This window comes from Streptomyces lacaronensis, from assembly GCF_047337785.1.
Classification (GTDB): domain Bacteria; phylum Actinomycetota; class Actinomycetes; order Streptomycetales; family Streptomycetaceae; genus Streptomyces; species Streptomyces lycopersici.
This window is the reverse complement of the sequence record NZ_JBLHDK010000003.1, coordinates 1,186,934-1,209,830: the sequence shown is the minus strand read 5'-3', so window position 1 is coordinate 1,209,830 and position 22,897 is coordinate 1,186,934. Positions and strand designations below refer to the sequence as shown.

Below are 22,897 nucleotides of genomic sequence, written 5' to 3'. Positions count from 1 at the left end.
ACTACTTACTGGGTGATATCGCAATGAACGAAGAAAAGCTTCTCGACTATCTCAAGCGGGTGACCGCGGACCTCCAGCAGACTCGCCAGCGCCTTCTTGAGGCCGAGTCAGCCGACCAGGAACCGATCGCGATCGTCGCCATGAGCTGCCGGTTCCCTGGAGGCGTGAGCTCCCCCGAAGACCTGTGGCGCATGGTGGCGGACGGTACCGACGCGATCTCGGAGTTCCCCACGGACCGGGGCTGGGATATCGATGCCCTCTACCACGAGGACCCGGACCGCCCCGGCACCAGCTACACGACCGCAGGCGGATTCCTGGAGAAGGTCGACCAGTTCGATCCGGCGTTCTTCGGAATCTCGCCGCGTGAGGCGCTGTCGATGGACCCGCAGCAGCGATTGCTGTTGGAGGCGTCGTGGGAGGCGGTCGAGCGGGCGGGTATCGACCCGATGTCCCTGCGTGGCAGCAGGACCGGCGTCTTCGTCGGGACCAATGGCCAGGACTACTCCATGCTCATGCTCGGTGCCTCCGAGAGTCTCGACGACGTCGAGGGCCACTCGGGCACCGGCAACGCGGCGAGCATCGTCTCCGGCCGTATCTCCTACACCATGGGTCTTGAGGGACCCGCGCTTTCGGTGGACACCGCGTGCTCGTCCTCCCTGGTGGCCCTGCATCTGGCCGTTCAGGCACTGCGTCAGCGCGAATGCACACTCGCGCTGGCCGGTGGCGTCACGGTGATGTCCACCCCGTCGGCGTTCGTCCAGTTCAGCAGGCAGCGCGGCTTGGCGGCCGACGGCCGGTGCAAGCCGTTCGGGGCCGCGGCCGACGGCACCGGCTGGGGCGAGGGCGTCGGCATGCTGCTTGTGGAGCGGCTGTCCGACGCCCAGCGCAACGGCCACGAGGTGCTGGCCATCGTCCGGGGCTCGGCGATCAACCAGGACGGCGCGTCCAACGGTCTGACGGCTCCCAACGGCATCTCGCAGCAGCGGGTCATCCGGCAGGCGCTGACCAGCGCCCGGCTGTCGGCCGCCGAGGTGGACGCGGTCGAGGCCCATGGGACGGGCACCACCCTCGGCGACCCGATCGAGGCCCAGGCGCTGATGGCCACGTACGGGCAGGACCGGCCCACCGACCAGCCGCTGTGGCTGGGCGGCATCAAGTCCAACATCGGGCACACCCAGGCCGCCGCCGGTGTCGCCGGGGTCATCAAGATGGTGATGGCCATGCGCGAGGGTGTGCTGCCCAAGACGCTTCACGCGGAGGAGCCCTCACCGCACATCGACTGGACCGGCGGCGCCGTGTCCCTGCTGCACGAGACGGCCCCGTGGCCGGACCGGGACCACCCGCGCCGCGCCGCCGTGTCCTCGTTCGGCATGAGCGGCACCAACGCCCACACCATCCTGGAGCAGGCTCCCGAGACCGAGCCGACGGAGGCCGGCGAGGCGGAGGCCGCCGACGGTCCGGTGGCGTGGCCGGTGTCGGGCCGTGGCGCGGACGCGCTGCGGGCGCAGGCCGGGCGGCTGCGGGAATTCCTCATGGAGCGCTCGGAGTTGAGCGCCGCGGACGTGGCGCTCTCGCTGGCCACGACCAGGTCCGCGTTCGAGCACCGGGCCGTGGTGACCGGCACCGGCCGCGATGAACTCCTCCAGCGGCTGGAGGCGGTCGCCGAGGACACCTCCACGGCGAACGGCGTGGTGCGCGGGAGGACCGGCGACACCGGCCGCTCGGTCTTCGTGTTCCCCGGTCAGGGGGCGCAGTGGGTGGGCATGGCGGTGGACTTGCTGGAGTCCTCGCCGGTGTTCGCGGAGACGATCGGCGAGTGTGAGACGGCCCTGTCGGCGTATGTGGACTGGTCGTTGACGGATGTGCTGCGTGGCGCCGAGGGCGCGCCCGGTTTTGACCGGGTGGATGTGGTCCAGCCGGTGTTGTTCGCGGTGATGGTGTCGCTGGCGAAGCTGTGGCGTTCGGTGGGTGTCGAACCGGACGCCGTGATGGGCCACAGCCAGGGCGAGATCGCCGCGGCGTGTGTGGCCGGTGCGCTCTCGCTGCAGGACGCGGCCAAGGTGGTGGCGTTGCGCTCGCAGGCCATCGCGGTGGGCCTTGCGGGCCGCGGTGGCATGGTGTCGGTCGGCCTGCCGGTCGAGCAGGTCAAGGAGCGCATCGCCGCCTGGGACGGCGCCATTTCCGTCGCCGCCGTCAACGGCCCCGGCTCCGTGGTGGTGTCCGGTGACCCGGGTGCGCTGGATGAGATGGTGGCCCAGCTGGAGGGCGAGGAGATCCGGGTCCGCCGGGTGCCGGTGGACTACGCCTCGCACTCCGCGCACGTGGAAGAGATTCACGATGAGTTGCTGAAGGTCCTCGCCGATATCGAGCCACGCGCCTCGGAGGTGCCATTCTACTCCACGGTGTCCGCCGAGCTGGTGGACACGACCGGTCTGGACGCCGAGTACTGGTACCGCAACCTGCGGCAGACCGTTGAGCTGGAGGCCACCACCCGGAGGCTGTTGGACGACGGCCACGCCGTGTTCATCGAGGCCAGCCCGCACCCAGTGCTCACCCTTCCCGTGCAGCAGACGGTTGAATCCGCCGAGGCCGAGGCTGTTGTCGTCGGCACGCTGCGGCGCGACGAGGGCGGTCCGGAACGGTTCCTGGCCTCCGCCGCCGAGGTGTTCGTGCGTGGCGTCACGGTGGACTGGACCGCGCTGCTCGAGGGCCGCGGCGCCCGCCGGGTGGAGCTGCCGACCTACGCCTTCCGGCGTCAGCGGTACTGGCTGGATGTGTCGGTCGCGGAGATGTCGGCCACCGTCGACGCTCTGGGCGCGGACGCGGTGGACGCCCGCTTCTGGGATGCGGTCGAGCGCGAGGACCTGGCGGCGCTGGTCCGCACGCTGGAGGTGGAGGACGAGGAGCAGCAGTCGTCGCTGACGGCGTTGCTTCCCGCCCTGTCGTCCTGGCGCCGTCAGCGCCGTGAGCAGAACACGGTGGACAGCTGGCGCTACAAGGTGGTCTGGAAGCCCCTGGCGTCCGCCATCGATGCGGCCCTCTCGGGCACCTGGCTCGTCGTCCTCCCCGCGTCGCACGCCGACGACGCCCTCGTGTCCGCCACGGTGAACGGGCTGGAGACGAGCGGCGCCGACATCGTCCGGGTGGTGCTCGACGAATCGGGCAACGACCGCTGGACCGTGGCGGAGCGGCTGCGCGGGGCGCTCGACGAGGCCGGGGCGGAGACCTCGGGCGTGGCGGGCGTGTTCTCGCTGCTGGGTCTTGACGAGTCCGGCCACGGGACGTTCGAGGTGGTGCCCGCGGGACTTGCGGCCATGGTGGCGCTGGTCCAGGGGCTGGGCGACGCCGGTGTGGTGGCGCCGCTGTGGTGCGGCACCCGGGGCGCGGTGTCCGTGGGCCGCTCCGACCGGCTGAGGAACCCGCTGCAGGCGATGGTGTGGGGCCTGGGCCGCATTGTCGGCGTGGAGTACCCCCAGCGCTGGGGCGGCGCGGTCGATCTGCCCGAGACCATGGACGACCGCGCGGTGGCCCGTCTCATCGGAGTGCTGGCGGGCACGGAGGGCGAGGACCAGGTCGCGGTGCGCGGCTCCGGTGTGTTCGCCAAGCGCATGGTGCGTGCCACGGCGGCCGAGGACGCCGAGGGCCGCAGCTCCTGGCAGAGCCGGGGCTCGGTGCTGGTGACCGGTGGTACGGGTGCGCTGGGTGGCCATGTGGCCCGCTGGCTGGCGCGTACGGGTGCCGAGCATCTGGTGCTGACGAGCCGTCGTGGCATGGAGGCCGAGGGCGCCGCCGAGCTGAAGGCGGAGCTGGAGGGCCTCGGCGCCCGGGTGACCGTGGCGGCGTGTGACGCGGCCGACCGGGATGCGCTGGCCGCAGTACTGAACTGCATTCCGCAGGAGTTCCCGCTGACCGCCGTGGTGCACACCGCCGGTGTGCTGGACGACGGCGTCCTGGACGCCCTGACGGTGCGCCGTGCGGCCGGGGTGCTGCGCCCGAAGGTGGACGCCACGCGGAATCTGCACGAACTGACCGCCGGGATGGACCTGTCGGCCTTCGTGCTGTTCTCCTCCGGGGCGGGCACGCTGGGCGGCCCCGGCCAGGGCAGCTACGCGGCGGGCAACGCCTATCTCGACGCGCTGGCGCTGCAGCGGCGCGCGGACGGCCTTCCGGCCACCTCCATCGCCTGGGGCGCCTGGGCCGGAGGCGGCCTCGGCTCCGGCGAGGTCGGCGAGCGGATGGACCGTTCCGGCATGGTCGGGATGGTGCCCGAGCTGGCCATCTCCGGACTGCAGCAGGCCCTGGAACTGGATGAGACCTTCCTGGTCATCGCCGAGATCGACTGGGACCGCTTCCAGCCGGACTTCGTCGGCTCACGCCCGAACGCGCTGTTCCGCGAGGTGCCCGAGCTGAACCGCCCGGCCGCCGCCAGTGGCGCGGACGCGGGCGACGGCGACGACGCGATCTCCGCGCTGCGCCGGGAGATGGCGGAGCTGCCCGCCGCCGAACAGCCCAAGCTGCTCCTGGAGCTGGTGCGCAACCAGGCCGCCGATGTCCTCGGCTACGACAGCGCGGACGCGGTGGAGGCCGACCGGGCCTTCCGCGACCTCGGCTTCGACTCGCTGACCGCCGTCGAGCTGCGCAACCGCCTCGGCGTGGTCACCGGCCTCCGACTCCCGGTCACCTGTGTCTTCGACTACCCGACCGCCACGGTGCTGGCCCGGTATCTGCACACCGAGATGTTCGGCGAGCAGCCGGTCACCGGTGGCGCCACCGCCGCCGCGCCCACCGGGCCGGAGGCGCTCGACAAGCCCATCGCCACCGATGAGCCGATCGCCATCATCGGCATGAGCTGCCGGTTCCCCGGCGGGGTGCGCAGCCCCGAGGAGCTGTGGAAGCTGCTGATGGCCGAGCGGGACGTGATCTCCGCGTTCCCCGACGACCGCGGCTGGGACATCGACGGCCTCTACGACCCGGACCCCGGGAAGTCCGGCACCAGCTATGTCCAGGCGGGCGGCTTCCTCGACGAGGTGGGCCACTTCGACCCGGGCTTCTTCGGGATTTCGCCCCGTGAGGCGCTGGCGATCGACCCCCAGCAGCGGCTGCTGCTGGAGACCTCCTGGGAGGCGTTCGAGCGCGCCGGGGTCGACCCCGTGGCGCTGCGCGGCAGCCGGACCGGTGTCTTTGTCGGCTCCAACTACCACGACTACGGCTCGCGCATCCTGGCCGACGGCCAGGGAGTGGAGGGATACCTCGGGCTCGGCAGCGCCCCCAGCGTCTCCTCCGGCCGCATCTCCTACACCTTCGGTTTCGAGGGCCCGGCCGTCACGGTGGACACCGCGTGCTCGTCGTCGCTGGTCGCCTTGCACCTGGCCTGCCAGTCGCTGCGGCAGGGCGAGTCCTCGGTGGCGCTGGCGGGCGGTGTGACCATCATGGCCACGCCGGGTACGTTCATCGAGTTCAGCGCCCAGCGCGTGCTGTCGTTCGACGGGCGGTGCAAGGCGTTCTCGGCGGACGCCGACGGCACCGGCTGGTCCGAGGGCGTGGGCATGCTCCTCGTGGAGCGGCTGTCGGACGCCCAGCGAAACGGCCACAAGGTGCTGGCTGTCATCCGGGGTTCGTCGATCAACCAGGACGGTGCGTCCAACGGTCTGACGGCGCCCAACGGCCCGTCGCAGCAGCGGCTGATCGAGCAGACGCTGGCCGGCGCCCGGCTGGCCTCCGCCGATGTGGACGTGGTCGAGGCCCATGGCACCGGCACGCCCCTCGGCGACCCGATCGAGGCGCAGGCGCTGCTGGCCACCTACGGTCAGGGCCGCCCCGAGGGCCGGCCGTTGCTGCTCGGCGCCATCAAGTCGAACATCGGTCATACACAGGCCGCCGCCGGTGTCGCGGGTGTCATCAAGATGGTGATGGCCATGCGCGAGGGCGTTCTTCCCAAGACCTTGCACGTGGACGAGGCGACGCCGCATGTGGACTGGTCGGCGGGCGACATCGAGCTGCTGACCGAGACGGTGCCATGGCCGGAGACGGACCATCCGCGCCGGGCGGCGGTGTCCGCGTTCGGTGTGAGTGGCACCAACGCGCACACGATCATCGAGCAGGCGCCGGTCTCCGACGAGCCGGAGGCCCCGCACGCCGGGGACGCCCCGGACACCGCCGCGGCCCCGGTGCCGTGGATCCTGTCCGGCCGGACCGACGCCGCCCTCCGGGGCCAGGCCGAGCGGCTGCGTGACCAACTGGCCGCGGCCACCGAAGAGTTCATGCCCACTGTGGACGTCGGCTATTCCCTGGCGACGAGCCGGTCTCTCTTCGACCACCGGGCCGCCCTGGTCGGCGAGGACCGCGCGGACATGCTGCGTGGCCTCGAGGCCCTCGCGAACGGCGAGGCGGCGCCCGGCGTCGTACGCGGCGTGGCGGGCGCGGCCGGTAAGACGGCGTTCCTGTTCTCGGGCCAGGGCGCGCAACGCCTCGGCATGGGCCGCGAGCTGTACGACGCCTTCCCGGTGTTCGCCGACGCGTGGGACGAGGTGTGCGCCCATCTGGACGGTCTGCTGGACCGTCCGCTGCGGGATGTGGTGTTCGCGGCGGAGGGCAGTGCGGACGCCGGGCTGCTGGACCGGACGGCGTTCACCCAGCCCGCGTTGTTCGCGATCGAGGTGGCGCTGTTCCGGCTGCTGGAGCACTGGGGTGTCACTCCGGATGTGCTGATCGGCCACTCCATCGGCGAGATCGCGGCCGCGCATGTGGCCGGGGTGTTCTCCCTGGAGGACGCGTGCACGCTGGTGGCCGCCCGTGGCCGGCTGATGCAGGCGCTCCCCGAGGGCGGCGCCATGGTGGCGGTGCAGGCGTCCGAGGACGAGATCGCTCCGGCACTCGCCGGTCACGAGGCCGAGGTGAGCATCGCCGCCGTCAACGGCCCGACCTCCGTGGTCATCGCGGGCGACGAGGCACCGGTGCTGGAGATCGCCGGACAGTGGGCGGAGCAGGGGCGTAAGATCCGCCGGCTGCGGGTCAGCCACGCCTTCCACTCGCCCCGCATGGACGCGATGCTCGGCGACTTCCGCAAGGTCGTCGAAGAGCTGTCGTTCGCCTCGCCCAGGATCGCTCTGGTATCCAACGTGACCGGTCAGTCGGCCACCGCCGATGAGGTGTGCTCTGCGGAATACTGGGTTCGCCATGTGCGGGAGGCGGTGCGGTTCGCGGACGGCGTGCGGGCACTCGAGGCGCAGGGCGTGTCCCGGTTCGTCGAGGTCGGCCCCGATGGCGTGCTCACCGCGATGGCGCGCGAGTGCCTGACGGCCGAGAAGGCTTCGGCGCTCGTCGTGGTCCCGGCGCTGCGCAAGAACCGTCCCGAGACGCGGGCGCTGACGACGGCGCTGGCCGAGCTCCATGTGAATGGCGTCGGAGTGGACTGGGAACGGGCCTTCGCGGGACGTGGCGCACGGCGAGTCGAGCTGCCCACTTACGCCTTCCAGCGGGAGCGCTACTGGCTGGAGAGCCTGACGTTTCCCGGCGACTTCACCGCCGAGGGGTTCGCCCCGTCGGTGGATACGCGGTTCTGGGAGGTCGTCGAGCGTGAGGATCTCGAAACGCTCACGGAGACGCTCGACGTCGATGCCGAGACTCCGCTGAGCGCGGTGCTGCCGGCTCTGTCGGCGTACCACCGCAACAGCCGTGACCGGTCCATTGTCGATGGCTGGCGCTATCGGGTGTCGTGGAAGCCGGTTGCGGAGGCCGCCGACGGCTCGCTGTCGGGGACGTGGCTGGTGGTGGTTCCGGCGTCTCGCGCGGAGGACGAGCTGGTCTCGGGTGTCGTCGCCGGGCTCGAGCGGCATGGCGCGGGTGTGGTGTCGGTCGTGGTGGACGAACGGCACCTTGACACGCACGCGTTGGCGGAGCGGCTGCGCGAGGCGGTCGCGGAGGTGTCCGGGCTGAGTGGTGTGCTGTCGCTGCTCGCCCTGGACGAGGACCCCTGCCCGGAGCACCTGGCCCTGTCGAACGGCCTCGCCCTGACGCTGTCTCTGGTGCGGGCCGTGGTCGAGGCGCGTGTCGAGGCTTTGGTGTGGTCCGCAACGCGTGGCGCCGTGTCGGTGGGCCGTTCCGAGAAGCTCCGCCATCCGACGCAGGCGATGGTGTGGGCGTTGGGCCGGGTGGCCGCGCTGGAGCTGCCGCCGCTGTGGGGTGGCGTCGTCGATCTGCCGGAGACGCTGGATGAGCGTGCGGTGGCGCGGCTGGCCGGTGTGCTGTCCGCCGAGGGCGGCGAGGACCAGGTGGCGGTGCGCGGCTCGGGTGTGTTCGTGCGTCGTCTGGTGCGGTCGGCCGCGGCCGTGGGCGACGGAACGTCGTGGCGGCCGCGTGGCACGGTGCTGGTGACCGGTGGCACGGGTGCGCTGGGTGGTCACGTGGCGCGTTGGCTGGCGCGTAGTGGTGCCGAGCATCTGGTGTTGACCAGCCGTCGGGGTCTTGACGCGCCGGGGGCTGCCGGACTGCGCGATGAGCTGGAGGCGCTGGGTGCCCGGGTGACCGTGGCGGCCTGTGATGTGGCCGACCGTGAGCAGTTGGCCGCGGTGCTGGACGCCGTTCCCGCGGAGTATCCGCTGACCGCGGTCGTGCACGCGGCGGGTACCAATGGGGTGGCGCCGCTGATGGAGACCGGGTTGGCCGACGTCGCCGACGTGGTTTCCGGCAAGGTGGCGGGCGCCGTCAACCTGGACGAGCTGCTGGGCGACCGTGAGCTGGACGCGTTCGTGGTCTTCTCGTCGATCGCGGGTGTGTGGGGCAGCGGCGGTCAGGCCGGGTACAGCGTGGCCAACGCATATCTGGACGCGCTGGTGGAGGAGCGTCGCGGACGCGGTCTCGCCGGTACCGCCGTGGCCTGGGGTCCCTGGGCCGAGGGCGGTATGGCGGAGGGCGATGGTGGCGAGCAGTTGGCGCGGCGTGGTCTGCCCGCGATGGCGCCTGATCTGGCGATCGCCGCGTTGCAAGGGGCGGTCGCGGGTGATGACGGTGTGGTGGCGGTCGCCGATGTGGACTGGGAGCGGTTCGCCCCCTCGTTCACCATGGGGCGGCCGAGTCCGCTGATCGGTGATCTGCCCGAGGTCGAGCGGGTGCTGGCGGAGGCCGGGGAGACCGAGGGCGCCGGGCTCGGCGCGGGTGCGGAGTTCCGGGAGCGGCTGGCGGGGCTGAGCGAGGCCGAGACCGACCGGGTCCTGCTCGATCTGGTCCGGGGTCACGCCGCCACGGTGTTGGGATTCACGGATACGGAGGCGGTCGAGTCCGGGCGGGCGTTCAAGGATTTGGGTTTCGACTCGCTCACGGCGGTGGAGTTCCGCGACCGGCTGGTCGCCGAGACCGGTCTCGGTCTCCCGGCCACGTTGGTCTTCGACTATCCCAGTGCCTCGGTGCTCGCGGCGTATCTCCGGACGGAGGTGCTGGGTGTGTCGTCGGTGGCGGTCGCCGCCGGGTCCGGGGCGTCCGCCGGTTCGGGTGTGGACGATGAACCGATCGCGATCGTCTCCATGAGCTGCCGTTTCCCCGGTGAGGTGCGCAGCCCGGAGGATCTGTGGCAGCTGGTCGAGAGCGGCGGTGACGCCATCTCCTCCTTCCCGTCGGACCGCGGCTGGGACCTGGCGGGCATGTACGACCCGGACCCGGAGCAGTCGGGCGGGTTCTACGTCCGTGAAGGCGGATTCCTGTACGACGCGGCCGAGTTCGACCCCGGGTTCTTCGGGATCTCGCCCCGTGAGGCGCTGGCGACCGACCCGCAGCAGCGGCTGCTGCTGGAGACCTCCTGGGAGGTGTTCGAGCGGGCGGGCATCAACCCCGCGTCGCTGAAGGGCAGCCAGGTCGGTGTGTTCGTCGGCTCCTCGGGCTCCGGTTACGGCGCCAACCTGGAGACGGTGCCCGAGGACGTCGAGGGCCATCTGCTGACCGGTAACTCCGGCAGTGTCGTCTCCGGCCGTCTCTCCTACACCTACGGTCTGGAGGGCCCCGCCGTCACGGTGGACACGGCCTGCTCCTCCTCGCTGGTGGCCCTGCATCTGGCCTGTCAGTCGCTGCGTCAGGGCGAGTGCTCCATGGCGCTGGTCGGTGGGGTGGCCGTGATGGCGACTCCGATGGCGTTCGTCGAGTTCAGCCGGCAGGGCGGACTCGCCCCGGACGGCCGGTGCAAGCCGTTCTCGGCCGCGGCGGACGGTACGGGCTGGAGCGAGGGTGTCGATGTGCTGCTCGTGGAGCGGCTCTCGGACGCGGAGCGCAACGGCCACCAGGTGCTTGCGGTTGTGCGGGGCTCGGCGGTGAACCAGGACGGTGCGTCGAATGGTCTGACCGCGCCGAACGGTCCGTCGCAGCAGCGGGTGATCCGCCAGGCGCTGGCCAACGCTCGCCTCTCGGCCGCCGAGGTGGACGCGGTGGAGGCGCACGGTACGGGCACCTCGCTGGGTGACCCGATCGAGGCCCAGGCGCTGCTGGCCACCTATGGTCAGGAGCGCGCCGAGGGGCAGCCGCTGCTGCTGGGCGCGTTGAAGTCGAACATCGGGCACACCCAGGCCGCCTCCGGTGTGGCTGGTGTGATCAAGATGGTCATGGCGATGCGGGAGGGCAAGCTTCCCAAGACGTTGCATGTGGATGAGGCGTCGCCGCATGTGGATTGGTCGGCGGGTGATGTCGAGCTGCTGACCGAGGCGACGCCCTGGCCGGAGACGGGTCGTGTGCGCAGGGCGGCAGTGTCCGCGTTCGGGGTGAGCGGCACCAACGCGCATGTGATCATCGAGCAGGCGCCGACCGCTGACGGGCCCGGTACGGAGCAGGCGGGGGATGTCGCGGGCTCCACCGCGGGCCCGGTTCCTTGGGTCCTGTCCGGTAAGACCGAGGCGGCTCTTCGGGGTCAGGCCGAACGGCTGCTCGGTCAGCTGGCCTCGGCTGCCGACGATTCCGCGGTCGTTGTGGACGTCGGCTACTCCCTGGCGGCGAACCGATCGCTCTTCGACCACCGGGCCGTGTTGGTCGGTGAGGACCGTGAGGAGCTGCTGCGCGGCCTCGAGGCCGTCATGCGGGGCGGGACCGCGCCGAGAGTGGTGCGCGGTGTGGCGGGGAGGGCCGGTAAGACGGTGTTCGTCTTCCCCGGTCAGGGGGCGCAGTGGATGGGTATGGCGGTGGACTTGCAGGAGTCCTCGCCGGTGTTCGCCGAGGCGATGGCCGAGTGTGAGACGGCCCTGTCGGCCTACGTGGACTGGTCGCTGGCCGATGTGCTGCGTGGTGCCGAGGGCGCTCCCGGTTTCGACCGGGTGGATGTGGTGCAGCCGGTGCTGTTCGCGGTGATGGTGTCGTTGGCGAAGCTGTGGCGTTCGCTCGGCATCGAGCCGGACGCCGTGATGGGTCACAGTCAGGGCGAGATCGCCGCGGCGTGTGTCGCGGGCGCGCTCTCACTCGAAGACGCCGCGAAGGTGGTGACCTTGCGGTCGCAGGCCATTGCGGTGGGTCTTGCGGGTCGCGGTGGCATGGTGTCGGTCGGGTTGCCGGTCGACCAGGTCAAGGACCGTATCGCCGCCTGGGACGGCGCGATCTCGGTCGCCGCGGTCAATGGCCCCGGTTCGGTGGTCGTCTCCGGTGACCCGGGGGCGCTGGATGAGATGGTTGAGCGGTTGGAGGGCGAGGAGGTCCGTGTTCGCCGGGTCCCGGTGGACTACGCCTCGCACTCCGCACACGTGGAGGGGATCCGCGAGGAGTTGCTGAAGGTCCTGGCGGACCTTCAGCCGCGTTCCTCGGGGGTGCCGTTCTACTCCACGGTGTCCGGTGAGCTGGTGGACACCGCCGGGCTGGACGCGGAGTACTGGTACCGCAACCTGCGGCAGACCGTCGAGCTGGAGGCCACCACCCGTACTCTGCTCGACAGCGGCCACGCCACCTTCATCGAGGTGAGCCCGCATCCGGTGCTCACCCTTCCCGTTGAGCAGACGGTGGAGGCCGCTGAGAAGCGGGCGGTGATCGTGGGCACGCTGCGCCGTGATGAGGGCGGTCTGGAGCGGTTCCTGACCTCGATCGCCGAGGTTCACGTCAACGGGGCCGACGTCGACTGGTCGAAGGTGTTCGCCGGATACGGCGCCCGCCGGATTGACCTGCCGACGTACGCCTTCCAGCGGCAGCGCTACTGGCTGGAGGCCCCGACGACGTTCGTCGGCGATGTCACCGCCGTGGGGCTCACCCCGCCGGTGCACCCGTTGCTGGGCGCTGCCGTCGAACTGCCCGGCACGGACGGCTTCCTGTTCACCGGCCGTCTCTCGCCGCAGACCCACCCGTGGCTCGTCGACCACATGGTTCAGGGCACGATTCTCCTGCCCGGCACCGCCTTCCTCGAACTGGCGATGCACGCTGCCGAGAAGGTGGGCTGTGATCGGGTCGAGGAGCTGACCCTCACGGCGCCTCTCGCGCTGCCCGAACAGGGTGCGGTGCACCTCCAACTCGCGGTGAGCGGGCCGGACGAGAGCGGCGCGCGTGCGCTGAACGTCTACTCGCGGCTGGAAGACGGCACCGTGACACAGCCGTGGACACAGAACGCCTCCGGTCTGCTGTCGCCGGCGCCGGGCGGCGCACCGCGAGAGACGGGGCAGGTCGATCTCACCGTATGGCCCCCGAAGGGCGCGGAGCCGATCGACATCGGGGACGTCTACGAGCGGATGACCGAGGGCGGCTTCGGTTACGGTCCGATCTTCCAAGGGCTGCGATCCGTGTGGGGCCGTGGTGACGAGGTCTTCGCCGAGGTCCGTCTGCCCAAGGAGAGCGCCGCGGACGCCGAGGAGTTCGGGCTGCACCCGGCTCTGCTGGATGCGGCGCTTCACGCCGTCATGTTCGTACCGCATGAGGGTCCGATGCCCGCCAGGCTTCCGTTCTCCTGGACTGGGGTCTCGCTGCGGGCCGTAGGCGCCTCGGAGTTGAGGGTGCGCCTCAGTTCGCTCGGGCCTGACTCGATCGGCCTCCAGGTCGCCGACGGAACCGGCCTCCCCGTGGCCTCCGTCGACTCCCTGGCGCTGCGACTGGTCGCGGACGGGCAAATCCAGGCGCCTGGTTCTCCGGCGGCCGGGCATGACTCGCTCTTCCGCCTGGAGTGGATCCCTGTTCCCGTCGCCGCGCCGGCTCCCGCTTCCGAGGGGACGTGGGCCGTGCTGGGCACGGACGGTCTCGGGGTGCGCTCCGGCTTGGAGACGGCGGGTGCCGGGGTGGAGGCATACGCGAGTCTGACCGCGATGCGCGAGGCGATCGAGTCCGGCGCCCCGGTACCCGACGTCGTCATGGTCACGGGCACCGCGGAGGCGGTGGGCATCGATGACGACGACGACCTGGTGGGGCGGGTGCGTGACGTCACCTATCGGGCGTTGGACCTGGTGCGGTGGTGGGTCACCGATGAGCGGTTCGCCGACTCCTATCTGGTGTTCGTGACCCGCGGCGCGATGGGTGTCCGACACTCCGACCCCGTGCGCACCCCGGCCGAGGCGGCCGTGTGGGGTCTGCTGCGCTCCGCGCAGAGCGAGCACCCTGGGAAGTTCCTCCTGGTCGACCTCGACCCGGAGGAGCACGGCGATGTGTCCTCGGCGCTACGGTCGGCGCTCGCCGCCGAGGAGCCGCAGGTCGCGGTCCGTGAGGGAACGGTGCATGGTCTGCGTATGGCGCGGGTCCCCTCGGGCGGTACCCCGAAGCCGCTGGATGGTCGGGGGACGGTGTTGATCACTGGTGGTACGGGTGGTCTGGGTGCGTTGTTGGCCCGTCATCTGGTGGTGGAGCACGGTGTTGAGCGTCTGGTGCTGACGAGTCGTCGTGGCGTGGAGGCGCCGGGTGCGGCGGAGTTGGTGGCGGAGCTGGCGGGGCTCGGTGCGCGGGCGGAGGTCGTGGCGTGTGATGTCGCCGACCGGGGGTCGGTGGAGAGGCTGCTGGCGGGGATCGGGTCGGAGTATCCGCTGTCGGCCGTGGTGCATGCGGCGGGTGTGCTGGATGACGGTGTGGTGGAGTCGCTGACGCCGGAGCGGGTGGACAAGGTGTTGCGTCCGAAGGTGGACGCCGCGCTGCACCTCCACGAGCTGACGCGCGATCTCGACCTGTCCGCCTTCATCCTGTTCTCCTCCGCCTCCGCTACGTTCGGCAGCGCCGGCCAGGCCAACTACGCGGCGGGCAACGCGTTCATGGACGCCCTGGCCCAGCACCGCAGGGCCGAAGGGCTCCCCGCGGCCTCGCTCGCATGGGGGCCGTGGACGCAGGACGGCGGCATGACCACCGAACTGGCCGACAGCGATATCACCCGGATGACCAGGAACGGCATGGTCGCCCTCACCCCCGAGGCCGGACTCGCGCTGTTCGACGCGACCTGCGATCTCGACGACGCCGTCCTGGTGCCCATCACCATGGACCTGTCCTCGATGGGCGAGCCGGTACCCGCGCTGCTGCGCGGACTGGTGCGCGCACGCGCGCGGAGGGCCGTGGAGCCGGCCGCCGATCCGGCTGCCGCGCTCAAGCAGCAGCTGGCCGGGAAGTCCGAAGCGGAGCGCGAGCGCGTCCTCATGGACCTGGTGTGTGACCAGGCGGCCGTTGTCCTCGGCTACCCGTCGGGAGAGGCGATCGAGCCGGAACACGCGTTCAAGGACATGGGATTCGACTCCCTGACCACGGTGGAACTGCGGAACCGTCTCAACGCGGAGACCGGGCTGCGGCTGCCGGCGACCCTGGTGTTCGACTACCCGACCCCGGAGGCGCTCGCACGGATCCTGCGCGAGGAGGTCACCCCCGCCGACGGGCCCGTGACCGAGCCGGTCTTCGGAGAACTCGACCGACTGGAGTCCACCCTGTCGGCGCTCGACTCCGAGGGTGAGGTACGGGCGAAGGTGGCCGAACGGCTGAGGGAGTTCCTGAACAGGCTGGATGACGCCCCCGAGAGCGGCGACGCCACCGGAGATATGGCCGAACGGATCGGATCGTCCTCCAACGACGAGCTGTTCGACTTCATCGACCAGGAACTCGGCCTTTCCTGAACCCTGCCCAAGACCTCGTGAACTTTGACTGCGAAGAAAGTGGCGCCAAACAATGAGTGAGACAAAGCTCCGCGACTACCTCAACAGGGTGACGACTGATCTGCACCGCACCCGTCAGCGCCTTCGGGATGTGGAGGCGAAGCAGCGGGAGCCGATCGCGATCGTGGCGATGAGCTGCCGTTTTCCTGGTGGGGTCACCTCGCCGGAGGAGCTGTGGCGCATCGTCGCCGACGGGGTCGACGTGCTCTCACCGTTCCCGAAGGACCGGGGCTGGCCCGAGGAGCTGTTCAATCCCGACCCGGACAGCCAGGGGACCAGCTATGTGAACGAGGGCGGGTTCCTGTACGACGCCGCGCTCTTCGACCCCGTGTTCTTCGGGATCTCCCCGCGTGAGGCGCTGGCGATGGACCCCCAGCAGCGGCTGCTGCTGGAGACGTCCTGGGAGGTCGTGGAGCGGGCGGGCATCGACCCGCTGTCTGTCAAGGGCGCCGCGGGCGGCGTGTTCATAGGCGGTGCCAACACGGGGTACGGCGCGGCCGGGGCGATGGAGGCCGAAGAGGTCGAAGGCCATCTGCTCACAGGGCAACACCCTGCCGTCACCTCCGGCCGGATCTCCTACGTGCTCGGCCTCGAAGGCCCCGCGGTGACGGTGGACACAGCGTGTTCATCGTCTCTGGTCGCCCTGCACATGGCCGTGCAGGCGCTGCGCCAGGGCGAGTGTGACTTCGCCCTGGCCGGGGGCGTCGCCGTGATGGCCCTCCCGGGAGGGTTCACCGAGTTCAGCCGCCAACGAGGACTCGCGACCGACGGCCGCTGCAAACCCTTCGCGGCGGCCGCCGACGGCACCAACTGGTCCGAGGGCGTCGGCGTGCTGTTCGTGGAGCGGCTGTCGGACGCCCGTCGCAACGGCCACCCGGTGCTGGCCGTTCTCCGAGGTTCGGCAATCAACCAGGACGGCACCAGCAATGGTCTGACGGCTCCCAATGGCCCCTCGCAGCGCAGGGTGATCCGCCAGGCGCTCGATGTCGCGGGACTCACCCCGGACCAGGTAGACGTGGTCGAGGCGCATGGCACGGGCACGTCACTGGGTGACCCGATCGAGGCGCAGGCGCTGATCGCGTCCTACGGCCAGGAGCGGCCGGAGGACCAGCCGCTGTGGCTGGGTGCCCTCAAGTCCAACATCGGCCATACGCAGTGGGCGGCGGGTGTGGCCGGGGTCATCAAGATGGTGATGGCCATGCGGCACGGCATCCTGCCGAAGACACTCCACGTGGACGAGCCGACACCCCATGTGGATTGGTCGGCGGGGGCCGTGAAGCTGCTCACCGAGACTCGGCCCTGGCCGGAGACAGGCCGGCCCCGCCGGGCGGGGATCTCGGCCTTCGGGATCGGCGGAACCAACGCGCACACCATCATCGAGCAGGCCCCCGAAGCCGAGGAGCCGGGGCCGGCCGATCCGCAGGCCGGTGCCGGAGGTGAGCCTGCGCCTGCCGCCTCCTCCGTTGTGCCATGGCTGGTCTCCGGCAAGGGCGAGGCCGCGCTGCGGGCACAGGCCGAGCGGCTGCACGCGAGTCTGACGGCCCAGGGTGCTTCCCAGGACAACGATCTCGCACTCGCGTCGGTGGCGGACATCGGCTACTCCCTGGCAGTGTCCCGGTCGGCGCTCGAGCACCGTGCCGTGGTGATCGGCGAGGACCGCGACAGCCTCCTGCGCGGCCTCCAGGCCGTGGCCAAGGGCGAGATCGCTCCGGGCCTGGTCAAGGGACAGACGGTGAAGCGACCCAGGACCGTCTTCGTGTTCCCGGGTCAGGGTGCTCAGTGGATGGGCATGGCGGTGGGGCTGCTGGAGTCCTCGCCGGTGTTCGCGGAGGCGATCGGTGAGTGTGAGTCGGCTCTGTCGGCTCATGTGGACTGGTCGTTGACGGATGTGCTGCGTGGCGCCGGGGGCGCTCCTGGTTTCGACCGGGTGGACGTGGTCCAGCCGGTGCTGTTCGCGGTGATGGTGTCGCTGGCGAAGCTGTGGCGTTCGGTGGGCGTGGTGCCGGATGCGGTGATGGGTCACAGCCAGGGTGAGATCGCGGCGGCCTGTGTCGCGGGTGCGTTGTCGCTGGAGGATGCCGCGAAGGTGGTGGCGTTGCGGTCGCAGGCGATCGCGGCGAGTCTGGCGGGCCGTGGTGGCATGGTGTCGGTCGGGCTGCCGGTCGACCAGGTCAAGGAGCGTATCGCCGCCTGGGATGGTGCGATCTCGGTGGCGGCCGTCAACGGCCCGGGGTCGGTTGTGGTGTCGGGTGATCCGGGTGCGCTGGACGAGATGGTCGCGCGGCTGGAGGGCGAGGAGATCCGGGTCCGCCGGGTGCCGGTGGACTACGCCTCGCACTCCGCGCACGTGGAGGGGATCCGCGAGGAGCTGCTGAAGGTCCTGGCGGACATCGAGCCGCGTTCGTCGGAGGTGCCGTTCTACTCGACGGTGACCGGTGAGCAGGTCGATACGGCGGGTCTGGACGCGGAGTACTGGTACCGGAACCTGCGGCAGACCGTTGAGCTGGAGTCCACGACGCGCACGTTGCTGAATGACGGTCACACGGTCTTCGCCGAGGTGAGCCCGCACCCCGTCCTCACGCTTCCCGTTCAGCAGACGGTGGAGGCCGCTGAGAAGCGGGCGGTGGTCGTGGGCACGCTGCGGCGGGATGAGGGCGGCCTGGAGCGGTTCCTGACCTCCGCCGCCGAACTGCACGTCACTGGCGTCGGCGTCGACTGGCGGAAGGTGTACGAGGGCCGTGGTGCCCGACGGGTCGATTTGCCGACCTACGCCTTCCAGCGTCAGCGCTACTGGCTGAACTCGGTGGCGACCGTCGGCGACGTGGGATCGGTGGGCCTCGGGGCGGTGTGGCATCCCCTGCTGGGCGCCGCGGTCTCGCTCGCGGGCGGCGGCGGAGTGTTGCTCAGCGGGCGGCTGTCGATGGCCACGCACGCCTGGCTCGCCGACCACGCGGTGCAAGGGGTGCCGCTCGTGCCCGGGACGGCCTTCGCGGAGATGGCCGCGCAAGCGGGGGACCAGGTCGGGTGCGGCCGGGTCGATGAGCTGGTGCTGGTGGCGCCCTTGGCGGTGCCGGAGCGCGGAGGGGTGCAGATCCAGGTCGAGGTGGCGGAGGCCGACGCCTCGGGCCATCGCGAGGTGAGCGTGTACTCGCGGATGGAGCCGGCCGACGACAAGGCCGACCTCGAGGAGCCGTGGGTGCGGCACGCTCACGGTGTGCTCACCCCGCCCGCCCCGGCGGCCTCCTTCGACTTCGCGAAGTGGCCGCCCTCCGGGGCCAAGCCCGTCGACGTCTCCGGTGGTTATGAGCACGCCGAGGAGCATGGGCTGTACTACGGTCCCGCGTACCGCGGGCTGCGGCGCGCATGGAAGCGCGGCGACGCGGTGTTCGCCGACGTCGAGCTGCCTGAGGACCAGCACGGCATCGCGAAGTACTTCGGTCTGCACCCGGCCCTGTTCGACGCGGCCCTCCAGGCGATCGGCGCCAACAACGCGCTGCGCGGAGGCGACGACGCGCCGAGCGCGGGGAATCTGATGCCGTTCTCGTGGCGGGGATTCTCCCTGGAAGCCGTCGGTGCCCAAGCGCTGCGAGTCCGTATCGTCCCGGACGGGCGGCAGGCCGTATCGGTGGCCATGGCCGACGCCTCGGGCCGCCCGGTGGCTTCCGTCGACTCCCTCGTCTTCCGGCCCATGCAGGCCGCCGCGTTGCAGAACCTGGGCCGGGCGGCCGGTGACGCGTTGTTGCGCATGGAGTGGACGGCGAGCACCACGAAGCCCGCCGAGGGCGTGGCACCTGGCTGGTGGGCGGTGCTGGTCGACGACCGCCTCGGCGTGGGCGCCGCTCTGGAGGCGGCGGGCTTCTTCCCCGCCGATGTGTACGCGGACCCCGCGGCGCTGAGTGACACCGTGGCGGCGGGCACGAGCATGCCCGGAATGGTGGTACTGCCGGTGGCTTCGGACAGCTCCGCTGTGGTGGACGAGGTCCACGCACGGGTCGGTGAGGTGCTGGAGACCGTTCAGTCGTGGGTAGCGGACGACCGGTTCGCGGGAACCCCGCTGGTGGTGCTGACCCGGGGTGCCGTTGACACCGGCGACGGTGTGCGGGATCTGGCGGCCGCGGCCGCATGGGGTCTGGTGCGGTCGGCGCAGTCGGAGCACCCGGGACGGGTGGTGCTGGTCGACACGGATGACGTCGGGCGTGCGGTGGGACTTCTCGCGGGGGTGATAGCTACTCGTGAGGAGCAGGTGGTGGTGCGTTCGGGCGAGGTCCACGTGCCACGGCTGGCACGTTCACTGCCCGCGGCTGACGCTCCCGGGACGGAGGTGTTCGGCTCCGGTGCCGTGCTGGTCACGGAGGGCACGGGCGGTCTGGGTGGTCTGGCGGCCCGGCATCTGGTGGCCCGGCACGGTGTGAAGAAGCTGGTGCTGCTGTCCCGCCTGGGTGCGGAGACGGACGGCGCGGCCGCATCGCGGGCCGAGCTGGAGGCCGCGGGTGCCGAGGTGCTGGTCACGGCGTGTGACGCCGCGGACCGTGAGGCGCTCGCCTCGGTGCTGGCGGGGCTGCCGGAGGAGTTCGCGTTGAGCGCCGTGGTGCATGCGGACGAGGTGCTCGACGACGGGCTGTTCGCATCGCTGACGCCCGAGCGGGCGAGCGCGGTGCTGCGGGCGAAGGCGGACGCGGCCTGGAACCTGCATGAGCTGACCGCGGGCATGGACCTGTCGGCGTTTGTGCTGTTCTCCTCGACGGCGGGTCTGCTCGGCGCGGCCGGGCAGAGCAACTACGCCGCGGCGAACGTGTTCCTGGACGGCCTCGCGTCATGGCGTCGCGCTCAAGGACTGCCGGGCGTCTCGCTGGCGTGGGGCCTGTGGGCCCAGGGCAGCGGCGTGACACCCCAGGAGGGACCCGACAACTGGCGCTACCAGGTGTCGTGGAAGCCCGTTCCGGACGTGGCCGAGGGGTCGCTGTCGGGGACCTGGCCGGTGGTGGTTCCGGCGTCCCACGTCGAGGACGAGCTGGTCTCGGGCGTTGTCGCCGCGCTCGAGCGGCACGGTGCGGATGTGGTCTCGGTCGTGGTGGAGGAGCGGGACCTCGACGCGAACGCGCTGGCGGAACGGCTGCGCGAGGTCGCCGAGCGGGCGCCCGAGCTGGGAGGTGTCCTGTCGCTGCTGGCCCTGGACGAGAAGCCCTGCCCGGAATACCCGGCCCTGCCGGGTGGCTACGCGCTGAGCCTGGCCCTGGTGCGGGCCATGGTCGAGGCGAAGATCTCGGCTCGGCTGTGGAGCGGTACGCGGGGGGCCGTCTCGGTGGGCGGTTCGGACCGGCTCACCAGCCCCGTACAGGCGATGGTGGCGGCGTTGGGCCGGGTGGTCGCGCTGGAGCTGCCGCTGCTGGGGGGCGGTGTGGTCGATCTGCCGGAGTCGCTGGACGAGCGCGGCGCGGCGCGGCTCGCCGGTGTGCTGTCCGTCGAGGGCGGCGAGGACCAGGTCGCGGTGCGTGGTTCCGGTGTCTTCGTACGCCGTCTGGTGCGGTCGGCCGCGACCACCGGTAAGGCGACATGGCGGGCGCGGGGCACCGTGCTGGTGACCGGTGGCACGGGCGGGCTGGGTGCTCATACGGCCCGCTGGCTGGCGCGTAGTGGTGCCGAGCATCTGGTGTTGACCAGCCGTCGGGGTCTTGACGCGCCGGGGGCTGCCGGACTGCGCGATGAGCTGGAGGCGCTGGGTGCCCGGGTGACCGTGGCGGCCTGTGATGTGGCCGACCGGGATCGGCTGGCCGCGGTGCTGGCCGCGGTGCCGGAGGAGCATCCGCTGACGGCGGTCGTGCACGTGGCGGGGGCCACCGGGGTGGTGCCACTGATGGAGAGCGGGTTGGCCGATGTCGCCGCCCTGGTATCGGGCAAGGTGGCGGGCGCCGTCAACCTGGACGAGCTGCTGGGCGACCGTGAGCTCGACGCGTTCGTGGTCTTCTCGTCGGTCTCCGGTATGTGGGGCAGCGGTGGCCAGGCCGCCTACGGTGCGGCCAACGCCTACTTGGACGCGCTGGTGGAAGACCGTCGTGCGCGGGGTCTCGCCGGCACCTCCGTGGTCTGGGGCCCCTGGGCCGAGAGCGGCATGGCGGCGGGGGACGACTCCGGGGAGCAGCTGGCGCGACGTGGCCTGCCCAGGATGGCGCCCGAGCCGGCGATCGCCGGTCTGGAACGCGCGATAGCGGGTGACGACGGTGTGGTGGCCGTCGTGGACGTGGACTGGGAACGGTTCGCTCCCGCGTTCACCGCGGTCCGGCCCAGCCCGTTGCTGAGCGATCTCTACGAGGTCCAGCGGCTGGACGCGGCGTGGAACGATGTGGCGCGCACCGGTCTGGTGCCGCTCTCCTCCGAGGAGGGCCTGGAGCTCTTCGACGCGGGCGTCGTCTCCGACACGGCCGTGGTGATTCCCGCCCGGCTGGACATCGGTGCGCTGCGCGCCCAGGGCGCCGCGATGTCCGCCGTGTTCCGTTCCGTCGTCCCGGATTCCCCGGTCCGCCGTGCGGCTCGGGCGGCGGAGTCCGAGGTGGACCAGCCGGGACAGCTGCGGCAGCGGCTGGCTGGGCTGTCGGAGGCCGAGACGGACGAGGTGCTTCTCGAACTGGTGCGTACCGTCGCCGCCGCGGTGCTCGGGTTCGCATCGCCGAATGACATCGACACCGGCCACGAGTTCTTGGAGATGGGCTTCAACTCCCTTACCGCGGTGGAATTCCGTAACCAGCTCGCCGCCCTCACCGGCCTCCGGCTGAACACCACGGTCGTCTTCGACCACCCGAGCCCGGGCGAGATGGTGGCCCATCTGCGGCCCAGGCTCGCGGCCGAGGTCGCGTCCAGCCCCATCGGCCGCCAGGCCCAGGAGCAGACCGTCCCGGCCGTTCCGGTCGCCGTGCCCGTGCCCGTGACCGAGCCCGTTGCCGCGGCGCCGCAGGCGAACGCGCCCGACACCCTCGGCTCTCTCTACCGGCAGGCGGCGCAGCAGGGCAAGCACAAGATCGGCATGGATCTGCTGATGAACGCGGCGCAGCTCCGTCCGACCTTCGAGGACCCCGCCGACTTCGAGGGGAACATCAGGCCCGCGCGGCTCTCCCGGGGTCCTGGGCGCCCCCGGCTGGTGTGCTTCTCCTCCCATGTCGCCCTGGGCGGCGTCCACCAGTACGCGCGGTTCGCCGCGCCGTTCCGTGGCAACCGGGATGTGGCGGCTCTCGGCACCGTGGGGTCCGTCCACGGTGAGAGCCTTCCGGCCACCCTGGACGCGCTGTTCCGCTTGCAGGCGCGGGTCGTCGCCGAGTACGCCGAAGGCGACTCGGTCGTCCTGTGCGGCTCCTCGGCCGGAGGAATGTTCGCCCACGCGGTGGCCGCCGCCATGGAGAGCCAGGGCACACCGGCCGCAGGAGTCGTCCTGATGGACACCTACCTTCCGTACACCACGAAGCTCGGCCAGTTCGAGGACGCCTGGACGGACGAAATGTACGAGCGGGACGAGCTCGTCTCCATGGAGGGTGTCCGGATGTCCGCCATGGGTTGGTACGTGCACCTGCTCGAGGGGTGGAAGCCGCCGCAGATCTCGGTTCCCAGCCTCCAGATTCGTGCGACGGAGCCGGTGCTGCGGGCGGCCCCGGACGCGGAGGCGCAGAGCTGGCAGGCGGACTGGCCCGCCGACTCCGCCATCGATGTGCCCGGAGATCACTTCACCATGATGGAGAAGCACGCGGACACCACCGCCCAGGCCGTCGAGGACTGGGTGGCCGGCCTCTGACAGCCGGGCGCCCGCCCGGCATCGACGGATGGCGGGCGGGCGCCCACGCCGAGGCCGCATTCAGCGC

Annotated in this window: 1 protein-coding gene and 1 pseudogene; both read left to right on the top strand. The window is 71.2% G+C overall.

The window, feature by feature from the left end; genetic code table 11:
* The first annotated feature begins 23 nt into the window (after positions 1-23).
* Entirely contained in the window at positions 24-15,014 is a 14,991-nt protein-coding gene (locus tag ACMTAK_RS06125) for a type I polyketide synthase (RefSeq protein WP_413805212.1), read from the top strand.
* A gap of 52 nt (positions 15,015-15,066) precedes the next feature.
* Positions 15,067-22,803: pseudogene (locus ACMTAK_RS06120) on the top strand (SDR family NAD(P)-dependent oxidoreductase); the annotation flags it as partial.
* Positions 22,804-22,897 lie beyond the last annotated feature (94 nt).